Raw genomic sequence first — 18,450 nt, forward strand, 5'->3', positions numbered from 1 at the left:
GGTGAGTTTCGCCTGATATTTCTTCGACCTCATTGCTGCAGCGATGATGATGGGAACGCATGCCGAAATACCGGTTCATGAAACATTCAGGCTAGTAGCTACTACTTTATTGAAATCTTGTGCAGTTTAGCCACGGCGACAATCGCCGTGAAATTCTTAAAAAATAGCATGTAGCAACAGGAGAAATTCCAATGAAAAATCCTCATTACCAGCGGCTGCTACGAATGCAACGCGAGTATCACCAGTCCCATCAATGGAACCTGTCGGCCGGCGCGCTGTATATCCCACACTCGTACAAGGAAAAGAAGCCGAACGATTTATCCTGGTGGGACGATGTTGGATTCATCCTCAACCGGCGCCGGGTCATTGTCTGGTGGCAGCACCCACGCATGGTTTATTCGGACGCGATCGGAGAGCAAAGCTCGGCCGAGGCAGGCGCCGGACCACAAACCGATTCGCCATTTCAAGAGAGTACTAAGAATTTTAAGCAAGTGGGGCGGTCGCGCAAAAAGGTGGCCAGCTATTCCTCGGGCGAACTAGGCCAGGACCAAAAGCAGTATCACCAGCTGCTGCTCGGTATCCAAAAGCGATTGACCGCCGATGGCATCGACCTCGATGTGCCGACCTCATGGAGCCGTAAGCCCTTGCCACGGGCAATGGGCGTCAGTCTGGTCGCGCCCCTGGAGGTCCGAAACGAAGTGGAGCTGGCCGTCGTGGCGTCACTCGCACGCAGGCTGATCCTTGGGGAAACAACGCTGGAGAGCGAGTTTCCGGGCTATCGCTACACCCGCGAGGACTGGCTGCGAGAGCAGAAAATCATTCGAGAAACAGTATCCTGATTGCTCGATATCTAGCAATCAGCATACCGTGGTATTGAAGTACCTCGGTACTCAGTAACTGAACCGCTCTCGCAGCTCCGTCGCAACGGCCTCATCAAAGCCCGTCTCACAATCGACCAGCACCAGCTGCAGGCATGACCTGGTGAAGAGCACGTCAACGTCATCCAGGGCAACCCAGTCATGCAGGCTATGGCCCTTGTCCTTCAGCCACCAGCGGATTTCCTTCTCACGCAATCCGGGCGCCTCGTTGGCCCAGCCGGAGATGTAGAAGTCCGGCGTGACATCGATGATGCGTGCCGCGATGTCCGCGCTGAAGTAGGCCTGCAACCGGGGCAGGTCGTGATCCGTGCGCCAAGCGCTGCTGATGACGATATCAACCGTCGGGTGCTCACGCATGAATGCCTCGAACTGGGGCAGGCAGGAGAGCACACCGTCGCGCCGGTTACTCGGGTGCAGCACCCCATCGAAGTCGAGAAACAGAATCACTCCCCAATCTCCACGACCAGCTGACTGTCGAAGTCCCCGTTCTCATAGCCATTCGCAGTCGGATAGCCACGTGGATTGACGATCACGCGCGCGTCGCCAATCTGATAGTCGAACGATTCATGCGTATGGCCATGGATCCACAAATCCGATTTGGCGACCAGTGTGTCCAGGTCACTGCAAAAGCCGGCACAGACAGGATCCCGTCTCCAGCGCGGGCCGACGCTCTTCATGCTGCAGCCGTGATGGGTGACCACCACAGTACTGCCATCGAACGGCTCGTCCAGCCGATCGAGCATCCATGCCTTCGCTTTCACGTGACGGAACATCGCGTCTTTTGGGTTGAACGTCCTGCCTTGCGAACGAATCCGGCTATGGTCGGCCAACCCCTCGCGACATGCCTTCATCGACAACGACTGGCGCTCGCGCCCGAACAGCAGATAGTCAGTCCACATGCAGGAGCCCAGAAAGCGCACCCGTGGGAAGCAATCGAGAATCACCTGGTCCTGTTCCATGAAGTGAATCTGCGTGCCGGCGCACAGCTCGCGTAACTCGGTCACCGTCTTGCCGTAGTCATGACCCGAATACAGCTCATGGTTGCCATGGATGTACAGCACCGGTACCGGCCAATCCCTGAACGGCGCAATGGCGTTGGTGCGAACGGCGATGTCGCCGGCAATCACCAGCGCGTCAGCGTCGGCGGCCGGAATAATCCCGGTAAACATCGGGTCCTTGAAGAATTCAAGGTGGAGGTCAGAGACGATCTGGAGTTTCATGTGCGGCTTTCATTTGGGCAGGGCAGACTGTTTAAACGTTGAAAAGCTTGACCGGGTCAGTGAATCGGCTTGACTTCCGAATCGGTCTCGACCATCAGAACTTGACTCACCATCAGCGCAAACTCGTGGGCCAGGTCAGGGCTCAAATCGAGATGGTTCAGATCCGACTGAATCACCTCTTGCCGACCTTCATTGACAGCCCGGCCGACCAGTTCCCGACAAACGCGATGCATCTCGCGCGGCGACATTGACGCCATGGCACGGGCCACCAGCACCGGCAACGCTGGAGAGAATTTGAACCCGAGACCAGCAACTGCCTGCGCAAAGATCTTGGCAACCACCTGGGCCGACTGATCCCGCGTCAAGCCAGGTACGTCAAAAACACGCATGCGCGACAGCAGCGGTCTCGACACCAGGCGCTTGTCGTTGGACGTCAGAACCCAGATGACACGGCTGGCGTCAATCGACATGCTGGGCATGGCAAGATCGAACCACGACTTCGCTGCACTTGGCTCAAGCAGGCTGTACAGCGCTGCAGTAGGGTCGTAAGAACCGTTCGAACGGCACTTGTCGATTTCGTCGACGAGCACGACCGGGTTGGAAAACTCGCCCTCCATCAGCAATGAAAACAGCAAGCCGGTCTTCGCATTAGACCAATGCTCATCTGCCCCGGAGAGCGCGGACGATGTCTGCGCGGTCTCCATGCTGACGGACAAAAATCCGGTGCCGAACAGTTCGGCGATCTTCCTCGCGAACGTGGTTTTGCCCACGCCCGGCGGGCCGTCCAGCAGGATTGGCGCGAGCTGTGACGGTTGCTTGGCCATTTCTGCCAACTTCAACTCGCCCTTCAGGTAGTCGACCACTTTGGAAAAGTTCGGCATGTCGATGGCGAGCTGGGTTAGCTCCTTCTGCCATGTTTTGCTCGGCATTTTCAGGCGACGAAGCCCGCCGATCGACTCCAGCATCTCGTGATACTGGGTCAGGCGCTGTTTCTCCTTTTCTTCTTTTCCACCACGCGCTGCGATGGAGCCGTGAAATTTGATCAAGGCTTCTTCCGTATAGAGAGAAAAGTGATGCTGGCGCTCTTTGCGCGGCAGCACACCGCGCAGGCGACTGCCCCGAACCCATTTTGGCAACGGCAGTGGTGGCAGTGCTGCCAGAGACGGGCGAATGTCGGTCTTTTTCGTTTGCGCGAACTTGCTCTGGTCGTTATCTCTTAGGTACTCGCGCTCCCGGTCGCGTGCTTCCTGCTCGCGCGCCATCTGCGCGCCATGCTCGCCGTCGAAGGCGTCAGAAAGAGGGACGGGCAGCAGGATCCGGTGATACGAACCCATCTTGTATCCGGAGGATTTTTCGTCGAATTTTTTACTCATTATTTTTCTCTTCTATTGCGTCTGTTTCGTGCTGGCCTCATAAAAAAATAAAGCCAGCGTGGCGGCTGGCTTTGGTGTTCAGGTTGAAGTTGTGCAGAGCATTAACTTCGTATCCTTTTGCGCGCGCCAGCGACGACAGCACCACTCCAGACTATCGGGGTGATGTTCGTGTAATTCGCTATTGACGGGGCGGAGAAGAACATGGCGTTGTGCCTGAAATTGATTGAGTAGGAGCAGGTTAGCAGCCCGGCGCCGGTCGTGGCAAGGGCCGCGGCAAAGCCTGTGGCAAGTCTGGCCTTGCTACCCTTGACACGCACAGGGGTCGCTCCAATATGATCTGGCATGCCCAAAATCTTATTCTGCGGTGACCCGCATGGCGACTTAAGCCGCACCATCCACGAAGTAATCGAGCATCGTCCGGACGCGACGATCCTGCTTGGCGACATCACGCCCAGGGCGCCTCTGCATGTCGCGCTGGAGATTGTCAATGATTTGACGCAGTTCTGGTGGATCCCCGGAAACCACGACACGGACTCGGAGGAGCACTACGACAACCTGTTCGAGTCGGAGTGGAGCCACCGCAATCTCCATGGCTGCGTGGCCACCATTGCCGGCCTTCGTGTGGCTGGCCTCGGCGGCGTATTCCGTGGCAAAGTCTGGGACGGCATCGAGCCGGCCCAATACCAGTCGCCCGAAGAATTCATGGCGCAAATAGGGCGGGGCAACCGGTTTCGCGACGGCTTGACGCTGCGTCATCGCTCCACCATTTTCCCGTCGACGTTTGATCGCCTGGCAGCGCAGCGTGCCGACGTCCTCGTTACGCACGAGGGGCCTGACCATTGCCATAACGGGAACCCGGCGCTGACACGCCTGGCTGAACAGCTGAAAGTGCGCGCGGCGTTCCACGGCCACCATCACCAGAACATCGCGTATGAGGATACGGTCTGGCGGCAGGTGGGCAGTGAAGACACGTTTCTGTTCGAGTACTGACGCCCGCCTTCCGGCGCACATTTCTCTCAAGGACTTCATGCACAACGTACGTTTCAAACACACTGGTCTGCCGATCGCAGATATGGTTGCTGAGATCAAAATCGACCACGAATCGAAGTATGTCGCGATCAGAGTCGACCATTTCGACAGCGCCTTATTGATTGACGCGGCCCACTACGTCGAACAGGACGTTTGCGCCCGTTCGCGTAATCGATGACGCATCGCATGCAAGCTGGGGTTCCGCTGCGATACCGAACCGGTACAAATTGTTCTTGAACTTCGATGATTACAAATGTGAAGCGGTTGTTGTGCAAAAGGTAAAGATGGGCGATGGACGACCTGAATTCACGATTTCGTTGGGCGGCCGACTACCGACCTGACGTTCGAGTACTGACTTGCGCGGCTGGGAAACACGCCTAGAATAAATATTTCAGACAGATTTCAGACAGAATTCGTCTCTAACGTCAGTATTTCAGACAAATTGCGGCCTCTGGAAGCGCTAACGTCAGTATTTCAGACAACCCATTGGGTGAGCTCTTGCCGTGATATTTGAAGGCAACTGAAATTCTAAACTGGCAGTGTCTTGGCGATGGCGATTGGTCGGCATATGGAATGCTTTAAGCGTGCGCGTGTGGCGTCTGGACAGGCTGCACCGCCAGGCGCAGGCCCATTGCTTTGAGGATGGCCGAGAGACTACTAAGGACTGGATTGCCATCGGGTGACAGGGTGCGGTAAAGCTGCGTTGCACTCAGGTGTGCAGTTTCGGCGACGCTCTGCACGCCACCAAATGCCTTTGTCATTTGACGTAAGGTAATCAAAAGCTCGCTCTGATCGCCGTCCTCAAGAATGCTGTTAAGCAATTGAACCGCGTAGCCCGGATCGTCTCGGAACATCTCGGCCATCGCCTCGTCATGCGCTCTATCTTTCATCTTTTCTCCTTTGCCAGTCTTGCCAATATCCACAGGCCCGGTCGATATCTGCGTCTTGGGTTCGCTTGTCGCCACCGCACAGTAGCAAGACGATTTCTTGACCGGCGACTGCGTAATACACCCGATACCCAGCACCAACATCGATGCGCAGCTCCCATACTCCATCACGACAAAATTTGTGATCGCCAAAGTTCCCCAGTTCGATACGGTTCACCCGCCGATCTACAGCAATTTTTGCAGTGACATCGCGCAATTTGCGGAGCCAGTCGAGATAGATATCCTTCTCGTCGGTAGTCAGGTAGTGTCGGATTTCATACATGGCTTAGGTTCGTTTAAAAACGAATATCTGTCAAGGGCTACGAGGCCCAACAATGATGAACTACTCCACCCAAGCCTTCGGCTATGGGTGAAGTTTCTTGCTTACGCCGAGCTAAGCTAGACTGCAGCTCCGACAGTTCCTGCCGGCACAACTGGTTTCCACCACGAACCTTCGAACGCAGGTTGCTACGACTACCGACCTGACCATGCAAACCATGCAAACTGAAAGTGCCGAGATGATCAATGAACAAGATTTCGAGAAGCTAATGACTCACATGGTCCGCTTGGCACATACGTCCGGCGACACGGGAGGCGATTACTGGGCAAACGCGATTCAGCAGTTGGTTGAGATGCGCAAAATTGCCCTCGGGCGTCAGGTTTTGTCGCATCCGTCACTCCCCGACGTCGACCAGATCACAACGCATTTTCAGGCGCTGTCGTCACTCGTTCCGCTGAACCCGATCCGTACGCAAGGAGACTACGACAAGGCGGTGCTCTCGCTCAATGGCCTGCTCGATGCCGGCGGCGCCGCCGAAGGATCTGCGCTGGCCTCCTTGGTTAACATCCTGGGCGAGTTGATTGGTGACTATGAGGGAAAGCGCTGACTGGAATTAAGCAAATTCTCGCAAAATGGCCCGTAATCGCAGCGCTGCCGCGTCATCAAAGGCTTCTTCCGGGCTGACCCAGAACAGAGCGTCAAAGTCTTGCGAGAACAGGGGTGGCCAGTCGTCGATTGCGAGAAACGGCTCGTCCGTCCTGCCGGCGCCATCTAGCCACTGGCGAATCTCGCCCTCCCGACGCTCAGGATGATTTCTCGGCAGCTCAGGAGTTACGCCAATGATCCGGCCGGCGATGTCGGGTGAGAAGAAGGCGCGCAATTCGTCGAGGCTGTGCCGCAGGCGCCAGGTCGAGCTGATGACGATGTCGACGCCGGGAAAATCACGCACCACCGCCTCGAACGCCGGCAGATGCGTGAAATGTTCTTCGCCTACGCGCGCGCGACCGGGCGTGATGCCGGGAATAAATTCGAGATGGAGTACGCCGTCAAAGTCGAGAAATAGGATCATGGACCGTTGTATCTTTTCGGATGCTGGCGTGTCAATGCCGTTCCGCTATACAATAAAAATTGTATAGGAGATTGCATGTTGACATTCAAGGTAACGACCGTTGGCGCGTCCGAAGGCTTCATTCTGAACAAGGAAGCCAAGTTGCGCTTGAACGTGAAAAAGGGCGATACGCTGTACTTGACCGAAGCGCCGGACGGCGCCTTGCGCATCACGCCATACGATCCCGATTTTGCGCGCCAGATGGCTCTGGCCGAGAGCGTCATGCATGACGATCGTGAAATTCTGCGCGTCCTGGCGCAATGAGGGTGTGGCGGTGGATCCAGCCTTCATTGGTCTATGCGGTGCACGACATGCAGATGTCCCGACATGGCGGGTTGACTGGTCTTCGCGATAAGAATGGCGTGGAATCGGCCTTGGCACGGGCAGAGCAGTTGTCGACCTACGGCGAGCCTTCGCCGGATGCAGCAGACTTGGCTGCAGCCTATGCCTATGGTCTGGCGCGCAACCATGGATTCAGCGATGGCAACAAGCGCACTGCATGGGTGATTGCGCGTGTGTTACTCCTGGATAACGGGGAGACTCTGGGCTACACCGATATCGAGGCCATTCACTTGATGCAAGGTGTGGCGGGTGGAACGATCAGCGAAGCGGAGTTGGCGGACTGGTTCAGGCGTCGTCTAGGCACTTAGCGGCGACTTACGACTCGTAAGGCCATGCGAATCAAGGACTTACGCGATCGAGTTTTACGAAACCAACAAAAGGACCGCCTGATGCTCTGCTTCAGCATCAACCTGCATAGCAGAGTGATGGCATAGGAGAACCAAAGCTATGGAATGGGACGTTACAGAGGTTAAGGTCGTGGGCGACTTTGCCCTGGTGGTGCGTTTTCATGATGGGCTGGAAGGCGGCGTCAAGTTTTTGCCGAGTTTCTTCCGCGGCGTCTTCTCGCACCTGGCAAGCCCTCCCGAGTTCAAGAAGGTGCATGTCGTTGACGGGGTGGTGACGTGGCCAGGCGAACTGGAATTGGCCCCGGATGCGATGTACGCAGAAATCAAACGTAGCGGCGAATGGCTGCTCAACTAAGAAAATTTCGGCTATCCGGATTTGAGTGTGTTTCCGACCATTGAACCGGCCCATGTGATTTGGGCGTAAAACCAAATTTTGTGTGCGTTGTTGCTTTATTATGAAACCGGATTTTGTTGTGGAAGAAGAATGGATGAAACCCTCTGAAGCCTTGGCCTCGAACCGTGCGGCGATCCGGCATGTGGTCGAGTCGCACCGCGCCCGGAATGCTCGGGTGTTCGGCTCCGTGCTGCGCGGCCAGGACACCGACAGCAGCGATCTCGACCTCCTCATTGACCCAACGCCGGAGACGACGCTGTTCGACATCAGCGCGATCCGCGTGGAACTGCGCAAGCTGCTCGGCGTGCCGGTGGACGTGCTGACGCCCAACGGGCTACCGGACAAGTTCCGCGCTGCCGTGCTCGCGGAGGCCAGTCCGGTATGAGCCGCGATCCCCAACGACTGCCCGACTACCTGTAAGAACCTGCATTTGAAAACGCTCCGACCTGCATTCAGCGCCTTTTTCGACCAGCATTAACTGCAACTGAAGGCCATCCAAAACCTGCATTAGCTGCAAATGAACCTGCATTCATCCGCGCCAACCTGCATTCCATTGGCGCGAACCAGCAATAACTGCAACTGACAATGTTCCAATAACCCATTGAGGGTCGCCATTTCTGGAACAAGTTTGGTGGACTGTGTTTGTGGACTTCGAGTGTCGGGCATTGCGGCCAGAGCGCGCTTCCGGCAGCGCCAGTCCAAAAAACCTCCGTTTATTGGACGTTGTCTATAATTAATTTATACATGTGCCGCTTTCGCAATTGCGGAAATTTCCGGCAATTTGCCGTACAATTCAAAAAAGGAGGGCAATCTTATGTCATCAGCTATTTCTACTGCGCGACTTGAAGCGCGGATCAGTACCGATTTGCACACTATGCTCAAGCGTGCCGCTGAGATTCAGGGGCGCACTATGACGGATTTCGTGGTGTCCGCCGTGCAGGACGCAGCGCAACGCGCCATTGAGCAAGCGGAAGTTGTCCGCCTGACATTGGCCGACCAAGAGTGTTTTGCGCGGGCGCTGTTGGTACCATCTCTACCCGTGCCCGCTTTGGAACGTGCATTCGCACGGCGCCGCAAGCTGTTGGGTGCTGAGTGAAAGAGGCACCATTTCGCGTCGCATCTCTCGAAGAACAGCATGATCGCACGTCGTTTTACTGTGGCTCCGAACCGCTGGACGGCTATTTTCAGCGGCAAGTCACTCAAGACATCCGCCGCAGGGTAACGGCATGTTTTGTTGCGCTCACTTACGAACAATGCCTCGTGGGTTACTACACCTTGGCCTCGGCTAGTTTACTGCTATCCGATCTTCCTGCTGCCATCGGCAAAAAATTACCGCGCTATCCCTCCGTGCCGGCGGTACGCATGGGGCGTTTGGCTGTCGATCAAAATTTCAAGGGTCAGGGTCTCGGTGGCGCACTGCTGGCCGATGCGCTTGATCGAGCCGCCAACGCCGAAATCGCTGCCTATGCTCTGGTGGTGGACGCAAAGGATGAATCTGCGGCATCCTTTTATCGGCATCACGGCTTTATTGCACTGCCGGACTCAACACGGACATTATTCTTGCCGCTGGCGACTGTGCGCAAGTATTCACACAGCTGATGGTCAGTTGCAGTTATTCCCGGTTTGCTGCGATCAAATGCAGATCGGTGTGGATAAATGCAGGTTCATTTGCAGCTAATGTCGGTTTGCAGGGGGCGATGGATGCAGTTATTGTCGGTCGAAAAAGCCGCTGAATGCTGGTCGGATCTGTTTCAAATGCAGGTTCTTACAACTACCTGTGGCCGACATAAACACACTGACCGAGCTGATCGAGTCAGGCAAGCTCTGACTGCTCAAACACAGCCAAATCCGGATAGCTAAAATTTCTACGATGCGCTGCTTCAACATCAACCTGCATAGCAGTGGCCAGCTTTGGTCGAATACGGCGTTGCGCTATACCGCGGCCGGGATCGCCCCGATGCTCGTGAATCCGGCGTTCCTCGACCTGGCACTCCTTGCCACTAAGTTCTCCTGCGAGAAGGTGGCGCAAGTCAATGACGAGCTGCTGGGCACCGGTGAGATTACGCCACTGCGACACCAGATCACGGCATCCATGCTGCTCAACATAGGCCAGGGCATGGTCCGTTCGGCTGAAGCTGCGCGCGCGGAGCCCGCGCCAGTGGTTGATTTGCCAGCGGCGTTTTTAGAGCACTGCGTTGCCTTGGCCGAGCGCGTCGAATATCGTGATTTGCTTGAGCTGTGGATGATCATTTACCAGGGTGGCCCGACAGCAACGGTGCGCTCGATTTTTGAGACCATCCAGCGCCACCGGCCGCAACTGCCCTACGAATATATTCGGTACCGGCTGCTCGACTCGACGGTTCCAGATGCAGCGGTGCCGGCCATGCTGGCCTCGATTCGCAGCTCGTTTCGCCTCGATGTGAACGCAATGGAGACGGAGATGGCGGCAATGTTTTCGCGTGGCGATTATCATCCAGTGTATCCGGCCTGAAGCGACCGGATGTACTTGATGAGCGCTTCCGTGCGTTTTTCTGAGACGATATCCTGCGGCGTCTTGTAGTCAAAAGACGGCAGCGGATGATTCTTGAACCAGTAGATTGCCTTTTCGATGCTGCCAGATATGTCAGCCGCAGCGCGCATCACGCGCACCGGTTCACGCAGGTGCGACTGGATGGTCTCGGTCTCCGGCGCCAACCTGACGGTGTTCCTGTGAACGTGCGCCTGCGCCGCGAGGGTCTGCATATCCACCCTAAAAACAAGCCCGAACCGTTTTGGGGAAATCGACGGGCTCGCCTCAGAGTTGAGGAAATTCATCAACGCGTCAAAGTTTTGACCGAATACGGGAACAGACGCCGGAACGGCGATTTCTGCGGTAGCCATGCCTGCCCCTTTAGACACATTGCGTACACTATTGTTGCACTATTTAAAAGTCCGGCATGACCAGTGCATCGTCACCGGCGAGCGTGATAGCTTTGCTCGCCTCGGCCCACCCATGGCGAGTCGTCCGGGTAGTCGCATCGCCTGTCCTCTGCACCACACTGAGAACGCTCGCGCGCGACACGCAGTAAGCCCGCGCCAGTGCGCTGACGCTCTCGCCCGATCCGTACTTGGCCACGATCTCCATGCGCTGCGCTGGCGTCGTTTTCGTCGGCCGGCCGAGGATCTTGCCTTCACTCTTTGCCCGAGCCAGTCCGGATTGCGTGCGCTCCACCAGCAAATCCCGTTCCATCTCTGCGACTGCTGCCAACATGGTCAGCATCAACTTGCCGGCAGCCGATGCCAGGTCAAGTTTCCCGAGCTGGAGGACGATAACCGAGATTTTGCGTGCAGCAAGCAGCTTGACCGTGGCGCCGACGTCTTGGGCATCACGTCCCAGGCGATCGAGCTTGGAGACGATCAGGGTCTCGCCGTTTCGGATCTGGCCGAGCAAGGCGGCGAACTGGGGCCGTTCCCTGGCACTGGTCTTCCCGCTGATGGTATCGGTGAACCAGTACTCGATGACGTGGCCAGCGGCCTCGATGTCGATGCGTTGGTTGTCAGCCGTCTGTTCTCGGGTGCTGACGCGGCCGTAGCCGAGGGTTGCCATGTGATTTCCTTTAAAGCTTTTCTGAGCCAACGACAGGCGCGTTTTCCCAATCCTGCAGATCGGTTGGCATCGGCGCAGTCAGATCGCATTGCGCATTCAACTCCGTTGCCGCGTATCGCCTATTTTGCTGCTGGTCGCCACGCCCATCGGCCATGAACTCAGGGCTAAATTTGGCAAACTTTGCAACGGCGCCTGTGAGCAGCCGGCGAGTTGGAGGAGTTTGAGTTTTATTTCCTGTTTTGGCAGTTTTTGTCTTGGGCATTTTTCTGCTCACCAGATTGTTTTGACGTGCGCATATGCACGAATTTTCTCGTCCTTCGTGACGAGCGGCGCTGCAAGTTTTCGCGCGGTTGCCACAATCATGCGGTCGGCAGGATCTTTGTGGAACTCTCCGGGCAATACGACAGACTTCACCGCGATTTCAGGGCCCACCGGCCACAGTCGGACGGCCTCGATTTCAGCTACTGCTGCGAGCCAGCTTTCCACATCCATCGACAGCACCAGACGTTCTCGGTCGACCAGCATCGCAATCTCCCAGGCGGTGATCGCCGAGACGATGATCTGTCCGCCATCCAGTTCCTGATCGATGACTTCTTTCGCCGTCGCGCTCAGGGCCTCATCGCCGGTGACCCACCAGACCAGGGTGTGAGTATCCAAGACGATCACTGAGCGGACTCCCACTCAACATCGACGGGTTCGGTTGGGTCGACATACCGCACGACGGAGCCGCGCAGGACCTCCAGAGGATTACGTTCGAGGTTGCGGTACCGCCGAACCTCCAGCGCGGGCTTACCGTGGTCTGTCACGACAACGCTTTGTCCGGATGCCTCGACCTGCCGAAAATACTCCAACGCTTTCGACTTGAATTCGGATTTCGAAACCTGTTTGCTTTCCATCAACATCCTTCGCGTTGTTATGACCATCGTCAAATGACTAAGGTCAATGCACTGTACCAAAGAATGACTATTGATACAAGTCATTATCAGTTAGCGTGCGTCGAAAGTGTTGGGAAACGGTATTGGAAAAGACGAGACTGTTAGAAACAGAGAGGGCTACTTTTTCAACAGACTGAATGATATCGAGCGCAGGGTGGTAGAAAACGGTCGTTTGTTAACAGGTGGTATCCGTGCTGAGCCGGCGCCATACCGGTAGAAATATGGCGCCAACAGCATGACTTGACGCGACATCTTTGTTGACAACCACCGCTAACCAAGTTAGTTTAGCTAAGTTATGTAAAAAGACTAAATTTACTAAGATTGGTATATATATGAATCCGGTAGACAACCCTTTTGCTCCAGGCGCCGGCAGTCCGCCACCGGAATTAGCAGGTCGTGACTTGATTCGTGAGCAAATGACTATAAGTATCAAACGCTTGCGGAAGGGGCGTCCCGCCAAAAGCATGATGCTGGTAGGTCTGCGCGGAGTCGGCAAGACCGTCCTGTTAGATCAAATGATGAAAGACGCCTCAGCTGACGGAGTTGTTACGATTCGCATTGAGGCCCCTGAAGGCCGTTCGCTGCCAGCACTGCTGGCACCTCAGCTGCGGCTTGGGCTTTTGAAGTTGAGCAAGGTTGCGGCCGCTGCAGATGCGGCAGTACGCGGCTTGCGGGCGCTCGCTGGCTTCGCAAGCAAGCTCAAAGTCACGTTTAACGATATCGAAGTCGGTCTCGACTATGATGCCGAACCAGGACTGGCGGACAATGGCGACCTAGAAGGAGACCTTACCGCGCTTTTGGAGCAAGTTGGGCGCGCCGCCGCCGCCGCCGGCACTCTGGTCGCGATCTACATCGACGAACTTCAGTATGTGGAGGAACCTCAGTTGGCAGCGCTGATTTCTGCCCTGCATAGATGTGCCCAGCTTCAGCTTCCGATAACGGTCGTCGGTGCCGGCTTGCCGCAGCTTCGGGGGCGCATGGGTGAAGCAAAATCGTACGCTGAGCGCCTTTTTGAGTTCGCCTCAATTGGCCCCCTGCTGCCACCAGAGGCGAAAGACGCGATCGAGAAACCGATCGAGGAGGAAGGCGCCAAGATAGATGCTGATGCGGTCGGTCAAATCATTGCATATACTCGCGGCTATCCATATTTCGTCCAAGAGTGGGGCAAACACGCTTGGGATATCGCGGCACAAAGCCCGATCACACTGGCGGACGTGAACGCTGCATCCACTGAGGCAATTGCTACTCTCGACGAAAGCTTCTTCCGAGTGCGGTTCGACCGTCTCACGCCAACCGAAAAGCGCTACTTGCGGGCAATGGCAACGCTCGGACCAGGACCGCATCGGTCTGGCGACATCGCGGCAGTACTGAGCCGCGACAGCACGTCCCTCGCCCCTTGCCGAAGCAACCTAATCGGAAAAGGAATGATATGGAGTCCAACGCATGGCGACACGGCATTCACCGTTCCTCTCTTCGATGAGTTTATGGTGCGCATCATGCCAGGCGACACTTGGCTTGCGGGAGACTTGTAGGCCGCTACGCCTTATACCTGCTGCTGGCTCTGACCAAAGGTCAACCCCGTGCCTGAAAGCAGGGCGAAAAGCAAAAACAAAAAGCCCGACCCGCCAGATGTCCCCGTCGTCGATGGAAAAGTGACGACCGACGAATTTCCTTCCCAGTCACCTGATGCGCTTGTGCTCGCTAGCGCGCATCAGCATTTCAATCGTCGTTTCCATGCGAATCATCCGCTCGGTCAAGTTTTCAATTTTGGACTGTTGAGATTTTATGACCTCGCCTTGCCGAACGACTTTGTCTTCCAATTTGATCATGGAAGTTAAAGCCGCCCATACTCGCTCGGTTACACCCATTACGCAGCTTTCCTTTCTTTGCCCGCCTTGGCTTCCATCGCAGCAATTCGCTTTTCGCTAGCCGTCACGAACGCTACGACATCATCGATCGAGTCAGACGCTCGATTTGCTGCCGACATTGCAGCGTCAGCCAAGGCCCCCAATTCTTCATCAGACTCTGCAGAGTTGTAGGCTGTCGCGCCACGGCGCATCAGCTCAGATACCGGCATGCCAAGACGCTTTGCTTTTGCACTAATAGTTTTTTTCTCCTGCGAAGTGGCTTGCACCACAATTCTCTCAATCGCTGCTGCGGCCATACTTGCCTCCTTTTAATGTACATGGACATTGCATGTACATAGAATACCCCAAAAAAAGGAAGCGTCAACTTCAACTTTCTTGATAGCGATTTTTCGTATTCTTTCGTATAACCCAAAAAGAATACTCAATTCTCGGGAGATATAGTCCCGCCTCTGGACACACTGCGAAGCTGGCACGTAGCATGGTGGTATGAACAATTCCACCACCGCCCCGAGTTGGCCGCCATGCGCCTGCTGATCCTCTCCGACCTGCACCACGACGTGTGGGGCGACAAAGCGCCAATCATTGATCCTGCGATCAGCAGGCCCGATGTCGTGATCTTGGCCGGCGACATCAATACCGGCGGGAAGTCCGTTGACTGGGCCGCGAGAACCTTTTCCGGCCTGCCGGTAATCTACGTGCACGGCAACCATGAAGCGTATGGCGATACGCTGGAGGAGGCACAGGGCGAGATCGTGGCCGCGTGTGCGCCGCATCCGAATCTGCATTTTCTCAATTGCGGCGAACTGGTCATCGGGAACGTGCGATTCCTTGGCGCGACACTCTGGACCGACTTCCGACTGTTTGGCGATGACAGCCGCCAGTTGGTGATGCAGGAGGCTGAGACCGGGATGAGCGACTACCAGTGCATTCGCCTGGCCACCAAGGGATACCGAAAGCTGCGCGCTGCTGACACCGCACGGTTCCATGCCCAGCACAAGGCCTGGCTGCATCAAAAGCTGGCGGAGCCGTTTGATGGGTCAACCGTTGTCGTCACTCACATGGCGCCGTCGATGTCGTCCGTGGTCTACCACTACGATGTATCGGACCTACTCTCCGCTGCCTACGCGTCGCGCTTGGATAGCCTGGTCGAACTTGCCGACCTCTGGGTTCACGGTCACATGCATCACTCACTCGATTACCCAATCGGGAAAGGCCGAGTCGTGGCCAACCCCTGCGGCTATCCGAATCGAGATGGCAGCACTGAGAACCCCGACTTCAACCCGAACCGGATTGTCGATGTACCCGGTACCGTCGACGCGGTGGCCCGATGAAGATTTTTATCGACACCGAATTTACCGACCCGATCGACATCGACCTGATTTCAATCGGCCTCGTGGCTGAAGACGGGCGTGAGTTTTACGGCGAGCGTGACGACTTCGATGTGGGTCTGGCGAACACGTTCGTCCGTGCCTTCGTGCTGCCGTTGCTGCGTGCCGACGGCGCACTGGTCGCAAGCAAGCCGGCATTGCGTGACGCTATTGGTGCCTGGCTGGCGCAGTTCGATGATGGCAGCCGCGTTTCGATTTGCTTCGACAACGTGGTGGACTGGGCGATGCTCTCAGACCTGTTCGACAAGGCGCCGCCGGCATGGCTGCACTCGCGCAACATCCGCGATTACATTGACTGGCCAATGCGTCAGCGCTACTTCGAGCAAACACGATTTCCGGAACATCACGCCCTCTATGACGCGCGCGCCAATTGCCAGGCAGCGCAATCGGAGCGACAACGCCACGGCTATTACGAGCCGCCACCAATTTAATTTACATGCCTAAACGTACGATTTTTTCCGTTTCGTTACCCGACCAAGGAAGCCAACATGACAATGACTAACGAACGCACCCGCAGCCTGCTCTGGGCCGGCGAATGGCTCGACGATGTGCTGGCCGACCCGAACACCCCACAGGAGATCCGGGATGCCGCGGCAAAGATTGTCGTGCATTACCCAGACACCCCCACGATTGCCGAGATGGCCCGGCGCGACGGCAATGCGACAGGTTTTTTCATGGGAGAACTCCACCTCGACACCGTCCTCGAGTACGACAAAGCCCTCACCCGCGTTCGTGATCAATCTGCCACGACGCCGGCAGAGCGCACGATGGCGATGATCCTTGTGCGCGAGCTGACCAGAGCTGCCCGCGTGAATACCGCAACGCCGGAAGAGCTGCGGCGCCAGATCCCGTATGTGCAGCGGCACTATCCTGACATCGGTGGAATCGAGATGATCGCCCGGTCGACGAACGAGGAAGGATCGGCGCCGATGCTGGACTATGATGTAGCTGAGGTGTATGCGAAGACGTTGCAGGCTTCCGACGCGGCGTTCTGGGCAACGAGGAAACGATGACGCAGACATTGACGAAAACGAGTGCTCTCGCAACCGCTGCGCGAAGCGCCAGCACCAGCTACAAAGTGATCATTTTCATTTCCACAAGAATTCGTTAATGAACTGTCTCACAGCCAAATGTAGCGGATCGCGTTTAAAAACGGCCATGCTTGCTGGGGTCGTTGAGACTCAGTTCTTTGGTCGCCGGGGTTGTTCAGCACTTCGTTATCGCGGCGTGGTACCCAACAACCGATGACCTTCAAGAGGAAAAAATGAAAAACATGACGCCCGCGTGAAGCGAATCAGGATGGTCCCGTATTCAACCCAGCCACCGCGCATATTGCCCTCCCGATCAGGACGCGAACAGCCGGCTTGCAGGATGCGAGGCGCTGCCGGCGTGCGCGCGGAACAGGTGAATCCCGATGCCGCCCTGCCGCGCCATCATCGGTCAGGCTGTAGGACTCAATGCGCTCGCCAACTCCAGGGGTTGATGACAGTCAAACCGGCCGGGTCAAACGGTGTCGTATCGCGTGTGGCGACGGCGAAACCTTGCGCCGCAGCGATCGCGGCAATATAGCCGTCGGCGGGCGCAATGGCCTCCCCTCTGCTGCGGGCGCGGGCGCGCAACGTGGCATACGCGCGCGACGCAGGGTCATCGAACGCCAGGATGCGTCCGGCAAACAGTGGCAGGACACGCTGCTCGAGACTGATATGCAGCGTCTCGCGGCGTTTCCCCTCGGGCAGCGCGGCGATGCCAAAACGCAGCTCGGCCAGACTGATCGTAGACAGGAACAGCGTGTCAATGAGTTGCGCATCGATCCAGGCGAGCACGTTTAGGTCGCCCGACGCCTTGAGGGGCTCCGACACGACATTGGTATCGAGCAAAATCATGCCAGGTCCAGAGGCTCGGCCGGAGTCCGATCGCGTGTGATGTCGAGATCGACGCCACCGGCTTCGCGGCCGATGTCGGCCAGCAGCGAGCCCAGTTTGACGCGCGTCTCGGGGCGCACGGCGTTCTCGAGGATGGCGCGAATCTCCGCTTCGGTGCTGCGGCCATGCTGGGCGGCACGCACGCGCAACGCTCGGTGGGTCTCATCCGGTAAATTGCGCACTGTGACAGCGACCATTGCAATCACCCCATAAAATAAATATCATTGATGGCACTATATAGAAAATGATGGCAGCTTGCACCATCCCGTCGCTCTTCTACGTGCGCAAACAACATACCCAAGAGACGCGTCAACGCCACCTTGCCGGAGCCCTAACACCGATTCAACCTGGAAATCTCGCCGCTGCGGGCGTTACGCAATATTGCGATGCCTGCATAACAGACGGCGACATGCTCAAGGCCTCAAAATCTCTGGCCCGTTCAATCCATCCCATCGACTGATGGCCGGGGCCAATTCGAGGGTCTGGTCAAGTCCAGGATGAAATTGCCCACGCTAATCACGATAGTCCGAATCAGACCTTGTGAAATTAAGGATGCGCGCGACACGGTGGACCTGACAACCGGCGCGGTGGGTTCACAGTCGGACCTGGCCACGGCCTATATCCCGTGCGTGCGGTATGCGTGGGATGCTGATCTCGTTTGCGGTCAATGAACTTTGGCTCCACTGGCGTGAGCCCGGGTTGTTTCTGGCCCGCGAGTTTTTGGATTACGAGCCTGGAATACACTACAACCGTAAGCGCCTCACGAGCGACGTCTTGACCAATTTCACTTCGTAGCGAATACGGTATTTAGCGCGAACCAGCGCCAAGCTGGCCGGCCACATTCCACGGCAACA

The 18,450-nt window shown here is 56.5% G+C and carries 31 protein-coding genes; 16 read left to right on the forward strand and 15 right to left on the reverse strand.

Translation table 11 applies throughout. The annotated features are described in order from the left end of the window. The first annotated feature begins 191 nt into the window (after positions 1 to 191). Positions 192 to 839: a hypothetical protein gene (locus RCH09_RS18030; RefSeq protein WP_326942531.1), complete on the forward strand. Its 648-nt coding sequence runs from the start codon at positions 192 to 194 to the stop codon at positions 837 to 839. Between the two features lie 51 nt (positions 840 to 890). Here RCH09_RS18030 and RCH09_RS18035 read toward each other — a convergent pair whose 3' ends face one another. From RCH09_RS18035 to RCH09_RS18045, 3 genes are read right to left on the reverse strand one after another with little or no spacing between them, the layout of a single operon-like run. Then, entirely contained in the window at positions 891 to 1,325 is a 435-nt protein-coding gene (locus RCH09_RS18035) for an HAD domain-containing protein (protein ID WP_326942532.1), read from the reverse strand. Then, positions 1,322 to 2,098 (reverse strand): metallophosphoesterase family protein, encoded by a 777-nt coding sequence (locus tag RCH09_RS18040; RefSeq protein WP_326942533.1) that lies wholly within the window; start codon positions 2,096 to 2,098, stop codon positions 1,322 to 1,324. Before RCH09_RS18040 ends, RCH09_RS18035 begins: the two co-directional genes overlap by 4 nt. Positions 2,099 to 2,154: 56 nt before the next feature. Further along, positions 2,155 to 3,471: an AAA family ATPase gene (locus RCH09_RS18045; RefSeq protein WP_326942534.1), complete on the reverse strand. Its 1,317-nt coding sequence runs from the start codon at positions 3,469 to 3,471 to the stop codon at positions 2,155 to 2,157. A 342-nt stretch (positions 3,472 to 3,813) separates the two neighbouring features. On the opposite strand from RCH09_RS18045, the gene RCH09_RS18050 reads away from it, so the two are divergent. Beyond that, the gene (locus RCH09_RS18050) at positions 3,814 to 4,461 is read left to right on the forward strand and encodes a metallophosphoesterase family protein (protein WP_326942535.1); all 648 of its coding nucleotides are present in this window, start codon (positions 3,814 to 3,816) and stop codon (positions 4,459 to 4,461) included. A gap of 37 nt (positions 4,462 to 4,498) precedes the next feature. Then, a complete protein-coding gene (locus RCH09_RS18055; RefSeq protein WP_326942536.1) occupies positions 4,499 to 4,678 on the forward strand; it encodes a hypothetical protein in 180 nt (59 codons plus the stop codon). Between the two features lie 400 nt (positions 4,679 to 5,078). On the opposite strand, the gene RCH09_RS18060 is transcribed toward RCH09_RS18055, so the two are convergent. Together RCH09_RS18060 and RCH09_RS18065 are read right to left on the reverse strand one after the other, a co-directional pair. Further along, positions 5,079 to 5,390: a helix-turn-helix domain-containing transcriptional regulator gene (locus tag RCH09_RS18060; protein WP_326942537.1), complete on the reverse strand. Its 312-nt coding sequence runs from the start codon at positions 5,388 to 5,390 to the stop codon at positions 5,079 to 5,081. After that, positions 5,380 to 5,709, reverse strand: coding sequence for a type II toxin-antitoxin system RelE/ParE family toxin (locus RCH09_RS18065; protein WP_326942538.1), 330 nt, complete (start codon positions 5,707 to 5,709; stop codon positions 5,380 to 5,382). The genes RCH09_RS18060 and RCH09_RS18065 overlap by 11 nt, the downstream gene beginning before the upstream one ends. A gap of 205 nt (positions 5,710 to 5,914) precedes the next feature. Between RCH09_RS18065 and RCH09_RS18070 the strand changes: the two genes are divergently transcribed. Then, positions 5,915 to 6,313 carry a hypothetical protein gene (locus tag RCH09_RS18070; RefSeq protein WP_326942539.1) on the forward strand — a complete coding sequence of 133 codons (399 nt, stop codon included), beginning with the start codon at positions 5,915 to 5,917 and terminating at the stop codon, positions 6,311 to 6,313. A gap of 6 nt (positions 6,314 to 6,319) precedes the next feature. Here RCH09_RS18070 and RCH09_RS18075 read toward each other — a convergent pair whose 3' ends face one another. Beyond that, positions 6,320 to 6,775 (reverse strand): HAD domain-containing protein, encoded by a 456-nt coding sequence (locus RCH09_RS18075; protein WP_326942540.1) that lies wholly within the window; start codon positions 6,773 to 6,775, stop codon positions 6,320 to 6,322. Between the two features lie 75 nt (positions 6,776 to 6,850). Here RCH09_RS18075 and RCH09_RS18080 point away from each other — a divergent pair, with 75 nt between their 5' ends. From RCH09_RS18080 to RCH09_RS18110, 7 genes are all read left to right on the forward strand, one after another. Next, positions 6,851 to 7,078 carry a transcriptional regulator gene (locus RCH09_RS18080; RefSeq protein ID WP_326942541.1) on the forward strand — a complete coding sequence of 76 codons (228 nt, stop codon included), beginning with the start codon at positions 6,851 to 6,853 and terminating at the stop codon, positions 7,076 to 7,078. Between the two features lie 47 nt (positions 7,079 to 7,125). Next, positions 7,126 to 7,464 (forward strand): type II toxin-antitoxin system death-on-curing family toxin, encoded by a 339-nt coding sequence (locus RCH09_RS18085; RefSeq protein ID WP_442785061.1) that lies wholly within the window; start codon positions 7,126 to 7,128, stop codon positions 7,462 to 7,464. 139 nt (positions 7,465 to 7,603) lie between these two features. After that, positions 7,604 to 7,858 (forward strand): DUF2442 domain-containing protein, encoded by a 255-nt coding sequence (locus RCH09_RS18090; protein ID WP_326942543.1) that lies wholly within the window; start codon positions 7,604 to 7,606, stop codon positions 7,856 to 7,858. A gap of 133 nt (positions 7,859 to 7,991) precedes the next feature. Next, the gene (locus RCH09_RS18095; RefSeq protein WP_326942544.1) at positions 7,992 to 8,282 is read left to right on the forward strand and encodes a nucleotidyltransferase family protein; all 291 of its coding nucleotides are present in this window, start codon (positions 7,992 to 7,994) and stop codon (positions 8,280 to 8,282) included. 429 nt (positions 8,283 to 8,711) lie between these two features. Beyond that, positions 8,712 to 8,993, forward strand: a complete 282-nt coding sequence (locus tag RCH09_RS18100) for a type II toxin-antitoxin system TacA family antitoxin (RefSeq protein WP_326942545.1) — start codon at positions 8,712 to 8,714, stop codon at positions 8,991 to 8,993. Further along, positions 8,990 to 9,496 carry a GNAT family N-acetyltransferase gene (locus tag RCH09_RS18105; protein WP_326942546.1) on the forward strand — a complete coding sequence of 169 codons (507 nt, stop codon included), beginning with the start codon at positions 8,990 to 8,992 and terminating at the stop codon, positions 9,494 to 9,496. The genes RCH09_RS18100 and RCH09_RS18105 overlap by 4 nt, the downstream gene beginning before the upstream one ends. 271 nt (positions 9,497 to 9,767) lie before the next feature. After that, entirely contained in the window at positions 9,768 to 10,388 is a 621-nt protein-coding gene (locus tag RCH09_RS18110; RefSeq protein WP_326942547.1) for a hypothetical protein, read from the forward strand. Here RCH09_RS18110 and RCH09_RS18115 read toward each other — a convergent pair. Genes RCH09_RS18115 through RCH09_RS18135 form a run of 5 tightly spaced genes read right to left on the reverse strand, consistent with a single transcriptional unit; the run spans position 10,367 to position 12,379 of the window. Next, positions 10,367 to 10,777 carry a DUF2384 domain-containing protein gene (locus RCH09_RS18115; protein WP_326942548.1) on the reverse strand — a complete coding sequence of 137 codons (411 nt, stop codon included), beginning with the start codon at positions 10,775 to 10,777 and terminating at the stop codon, positions 10,367 to 10,369. The two genes, RCH09_RS18110 and RCH09_RS18115, sit on opposite strands and share 22 nt — an antisense overlap. Positions 10,778 to 10,820: 43 nt before the next feature. Next, positions 10,821 to 11,483, reverse strand: coding sequence for a recombinase family protein (locus tag RCH09_RS18120; protein ID WP_326942549.1), 663 nt, complete (start codon positions 11,481 to 11,483; stop codon positions 10,821 to 10,823). A 10-nt stretch (positions 11,484 to 11,493) separates the two neighbouring features. Continuing rightward, positions 11,494 to 11,745 carry a hypothetical protein gene (locus tag RCH09_RS18125; protein WP_326942550.1) on the reverse strand — a complete coding sequence of 84 codons (252 nt, stop codon included), beginning with the start codon at positions 11,743 to 11,745 and terminating at the stop codon, positions 11,494 to 11,496. 8 nt (positions 11,746 to 11,753) lie between these two features. Continuing rightward, positions 11,754 to 12,149, reverse strand: coding sequence for a type II toxin-antitoxin system VapC family toxin (locus RCH09_RS18130; protein ID WP_326942551.1), 396 nt, complete (start codon positions 12,147 to 12,149; stop codon positions 11,754 to 11,756). Next, positions 12,146 to 12,379: a type II toxin-antitoxin system Phd/YefM family antitoxin gene (locus RCH09_RS18135; protein WP_326942552.1), complete on the reverse strand. Its 234-nt coding sequence runs from the start codon at positions 12,377 to 12,379 to the stop codon at positions 12,146 to 12,148. Before RCH09_RS18135 ends, RCH09_RS18130 begins: the two co-directional genes overlap by 4 nt. Positions 12,380 to 12,675: 296 nt before the next feature. Between RCH09_RS18135 and RCH09_RS18140 the strand changes: the two genes are divergently transcribed. Next, positions 12,676 to 13,950 (forward strand): ATP-binding protein, encoded by a 1,275-nt coding sequence (locus RCH09_RS18140; RefSeq protein WP_326942553.1) that lies wholly within the window; start codon positions 12,676 to 12,678, stop codon positions 13,948 to 13,950. A 147-nt stretch (positions 13,951 to 14,097) separates the two neighbouring features. Here the strand turns inward: RCH09_RS18140 and RCH09_RS18145 are convergent, their stop codons facing one another. Both RCH09_RS18145 and RCH09_RS18150 read right to left on the reverse strand, forming a co-directional pair. Next, a complete protein-coding gene (locus RCH09_RS18145; protein WP_326942554.1) occupies positions 14,098 to 14,286 on the reverse strand; it encodes a hypothetical protein in 189 nt (62 codons plus the stop codon). After that, the gene (locus RCH09_RS18150; protein ID WP_326942555.1) at positions 14,286 to 14,582 is read right to left on the reverse strand and encodes a hypothetical protein; all 297 of its coding nucleotides are present in this window, start codon (positions 14,580 to 14,582) and stop codon (positions 14,286 to 14,288) included. The genes RCH09_RS18145 and RCH09_RS18150 overlap by 1 nt, the downstream gene beginning before the upstream one ends. A 225-nt stretch (positions 14,583 to 14,807) precedes the next feature. Here RCH09_RS18150 and RCH09_RS18155 point away from each other — a divergent pair, with 225 nt between their 5' ends. Genes RCH09_RS18155 through RCH09_RS18165 form a run of 3 tightly spaced genes read left to right on the forward strand, consistent with a single transcriptional unit; the run spans position 14,808 to position 16,687 of the window. Beyond that, on the forward strand, positions 14,808 to 15,617 hold the full coding sequence (locus RCH09_RS18155) for a metallophosphoesterase (RefSeq protein WP_326942556.1): 810 nt from the start codon (positions 14,808 to 14,810) through the stop codon (positions 15,615 to 15,617). Further along, a complete protein-coding gene (locus RCH09_RS18160) occupies positions 15,614 to 16,105 on the forward strand; it encodes a hypothetical protein (protein WP_326942557.1) in 492 nt (163 codons plus the stop codon). The genes RCH09_RS18155 and RCH09_RS18160 overlap by 4 nt, the downstream gene beginning before the upstream one ends. 57 nt (positions 16,106 to 16,162) lie before the next feature. Next, complete coding sequence (locus RCH09_RS18165; protein ID WP_326942558.1) at positions 16,163 to 16,687, forward strand: BPSL0761 family protein; 525 nt, start codon at positions 16,163 to 16,165, stop codon at positions 16,685 to 16,687. Positions 16,688 to 17,128: 441 nt separating this feature from the next. Here the strand turns inward: RCH09_RS18165 and RCH09_RS18170 are convergent, their stop codons facing one another. Next, entirely contained in the window at positions 17,129 to 17,557 is a 429-nt protein-coding gene (locus tag RCH09_RS18170; RefSeq protein ID WP_326942559.1) for a type II toxin-antitoxin system VapC family toxin, read from the reverse strand. Beyond that, complete coding sequence (locus RCH09_RS18175; RefSeq protein WP_326942560.1) at positions 17,554 to 17,793, reverse strand: FitA-like ribbon-helix-helix domain-containing protein; 240 nt, start codon at positions 17,791 to 17,793, stop codon at positions 17,554 to 17,556. The genes RCH09_RS18170 and RCH09_RS18175 overlap by 4 nt, the downstream gene beginning before the upstream one ends. A 448-nt stretch (positions 17,794 to 18,241) precedes the next feature. On the opposite strand from RCH09_RS18175, the gene RCH09_RS18180 reads away from it, so the two are divergent. Next, positions 18,242 to 18,391, forward strand: a complete 150-nt coding sequence (locus RCH09_RS18180; RefSeq protein ID WP_326942561.1) for a hypothetical protein — start codon at positions 18,242 to 18,244, stop codon at positions 18,389 to 18,391. Positions 18,392 to 18,450: the final 59 nt, after the last annotated feature.

This window comes from Actimicrobium sp. GrIS 1.19, from assembly GCF_035984655.1.
Taxonomy (GTDB): Bacteria; Pseudomonadota; Gammaproteobacteria; order Burkholderiales; family Burkholderiaceae_D; genus Actimicrobium.

Bases quoted from the DNA above. Each gene is read 5' to 3' on its own strand.
- RCH09_RS18115 (WP_326942548.1), bottom strand. From the start codon at position 10,777: ATGGCTACCGCAGAAATCGCCGTTCCGGCGTCTGTTCCCGTATTCGGT.
- RCH09_RS18175 (WP_326942560.1), bottom strand. From the start codon at position 17,793: ATGGTCGCTGTCACAGTGCGCAATTTACCGGATGAGACCCACCGAGCG.
- RCH09_RS18095 (WP_326942544.1), top strand. From the start codon at position 7,992: ATGAAACCCTCTGAAGCCTTGGCCTCGAACCGTGCGGCGATCCGGCAT.
- RCH09_RS18060 (WP_326942537.1), bottom strand. From the start codon at position 5,390: ATGAAAGATAGAGCGCATGACGAGGCGATGGCCGAGATGTTCCGAGAC.
- RCH09_RS18090 (WP_326942543.1), top strand. From the start codon at position 7,604: ATGGAATGGGACGTTACAGAGGTTAAGGTCGTGGGCGACTTTGCCCTG.
- RCH09_RS18040 (WP_326942533.1), bottom strand. From the start codon at position 2,098: ATGAAACTCCAGATCGTCTCTGACCTCCACCTTGAATTCTTCAAGGAC.
- RCH09_RS18065 (WP_326942538.1), bottom strand. From the start codon at position 5,709: ATGTATGAAATCCGACACTACCTGACTACCGACGAGAAGGATATCTAT.
- RCH09_RS18070 (WP_326942539.1), top strand. From the start codon at position 5,915: ATGCAAACCATGCAAACTGAAAGTGCCGAGATGATCAATGAACAAGAT.
- RCH09_RS18180 (WP_326942561.1), top strand. From the start codon at position 18,242: ATGCTGATCTCGTTTGCGGTCAATGAACTTTGGCTCCACTGGCGTGAG.
- RCH09_RS18075 (WP_326942540.1), bottom strand. From the start codon at position 6,775: ATGATCCTATTTCTCGACTTTGACGGCGTACTCCATCTCGAATTTATT.
- RCH09_RS18160 (WP_326942557.1), top strand. From the start codon at position 15,614: ATGAAGATTTTTATCGACACCGAATTTACCGACCCGATCGACATCGAC.
- RCH09_RS18100 (WP_326942545.1), top strand. From the start codon at position 8,712: ATGTCATCAGCTATTTCTACTGCGCGACTTGAAGCGCGGATCAGTACC.
- RCH09_RS18125 (WP_326942550.1), bottom strand. From the start codon at position 11,745: ATGCCCAAGACAAAAACTGCCAAAACAGGAAATAAAACTCAAACTCCT.
- RCH09_RS18030 (WP_326942531.1), top strand. From the start codon at position 192: ATGAAAAATCCTCATTACCAGCGGCTGCTACGAATGCAACGCGAGTAT.
- RCH09_RS18145 (WP_326942554.1), bottom strand. From the start codon at position 14,286: ATGGGTGTAACCGAGCGAGTATGGGCGGCTTTAACTTCCATGATCAAA.
- RCH09_RS18120 (WP_326942549.1), bottom strand. From the start codon at position 11,483: ATGGCAACCCTCGGCTACGGCCGCGTCAGCACCCGAGAACAGACGGCT.
- RCH09_RS18050 (WP_326942535.1), top strand. From the start codon at position 3,814: ATGCCCAAAATCTTATTCTGCGGTGACCCGCATGGCGACTTAAGCCGC.
- RCH09_RS18045 (WP_326942534.1), bottom strand. From the start codon at position 3,471: ATGAGTAAAAAATTCGACGAAAAATCCTCCGGATACAAGATGGGTTCG.
- RCH09_RS18165 (WP_326942558.1), top strand. From the start codon at position 16,163: ATGACAATGACTAACGAACGCACCCGCAGCCTGCTCTGGGCCGGCGAA.
- RCH09_RS18080 (WP_326942541.1), top strand. From the start codon at position 6,851: ATGTTGACATTCAAGGTAACGACCGTTGGCGCGTCCGAAGGCTTCATT.
- RCH09_RS18155 (WP_326942556.1), top strand. From the start codon at position 14,808: ATGCGCCTGCTGATCCTCTCCGACCTGCACCACGACGTGTGGGGCGAC.
- RCH09_RS18135 (WP_326942552.1), bottom strand. From the start codon at position 12,379: ATGGAAAGCAAACAGGTTTCGAAATCCGAATTCAAGTCGAAAGCGTTG.
- RCH09_RS18085 (WP_442785061.1), top strand. From the start codon at position 7,126: ATGCAGATGTCCCGACATGGCGGGTTGACTGGTCTTCGCGATAAGAAT.
- RCH09_RS18110 (WP_326942547.1), top strand. From the start codon at position 9,768: ATGCGCTGCTTCAACATCAACCTGCATAGCAGTGGCCAGCTTTGGTCG.
- RCH09_RS18150 (WP_326942555.1), bottom strand. From the start codon at position 14,582: ATGGCCGCAGCAGCGATTGAGAGAATTGTGGTGCAAGCCACTTCGCAG.
- RCH09_RS18055 (WP_326942536.1), top strand. From the start codon at position 4,499: ATGCACAACGTACGTTTCAAACACACTGGTCTGCCGATCGCAGATATG.
- RCH09_RS18170 (WP_326942559.1), bottom strand. From the start codon at position 17,557: ATGATTTTGCTCGATACCAATGTCGTGTCGGAGCCCCTCAAGGCGTCG.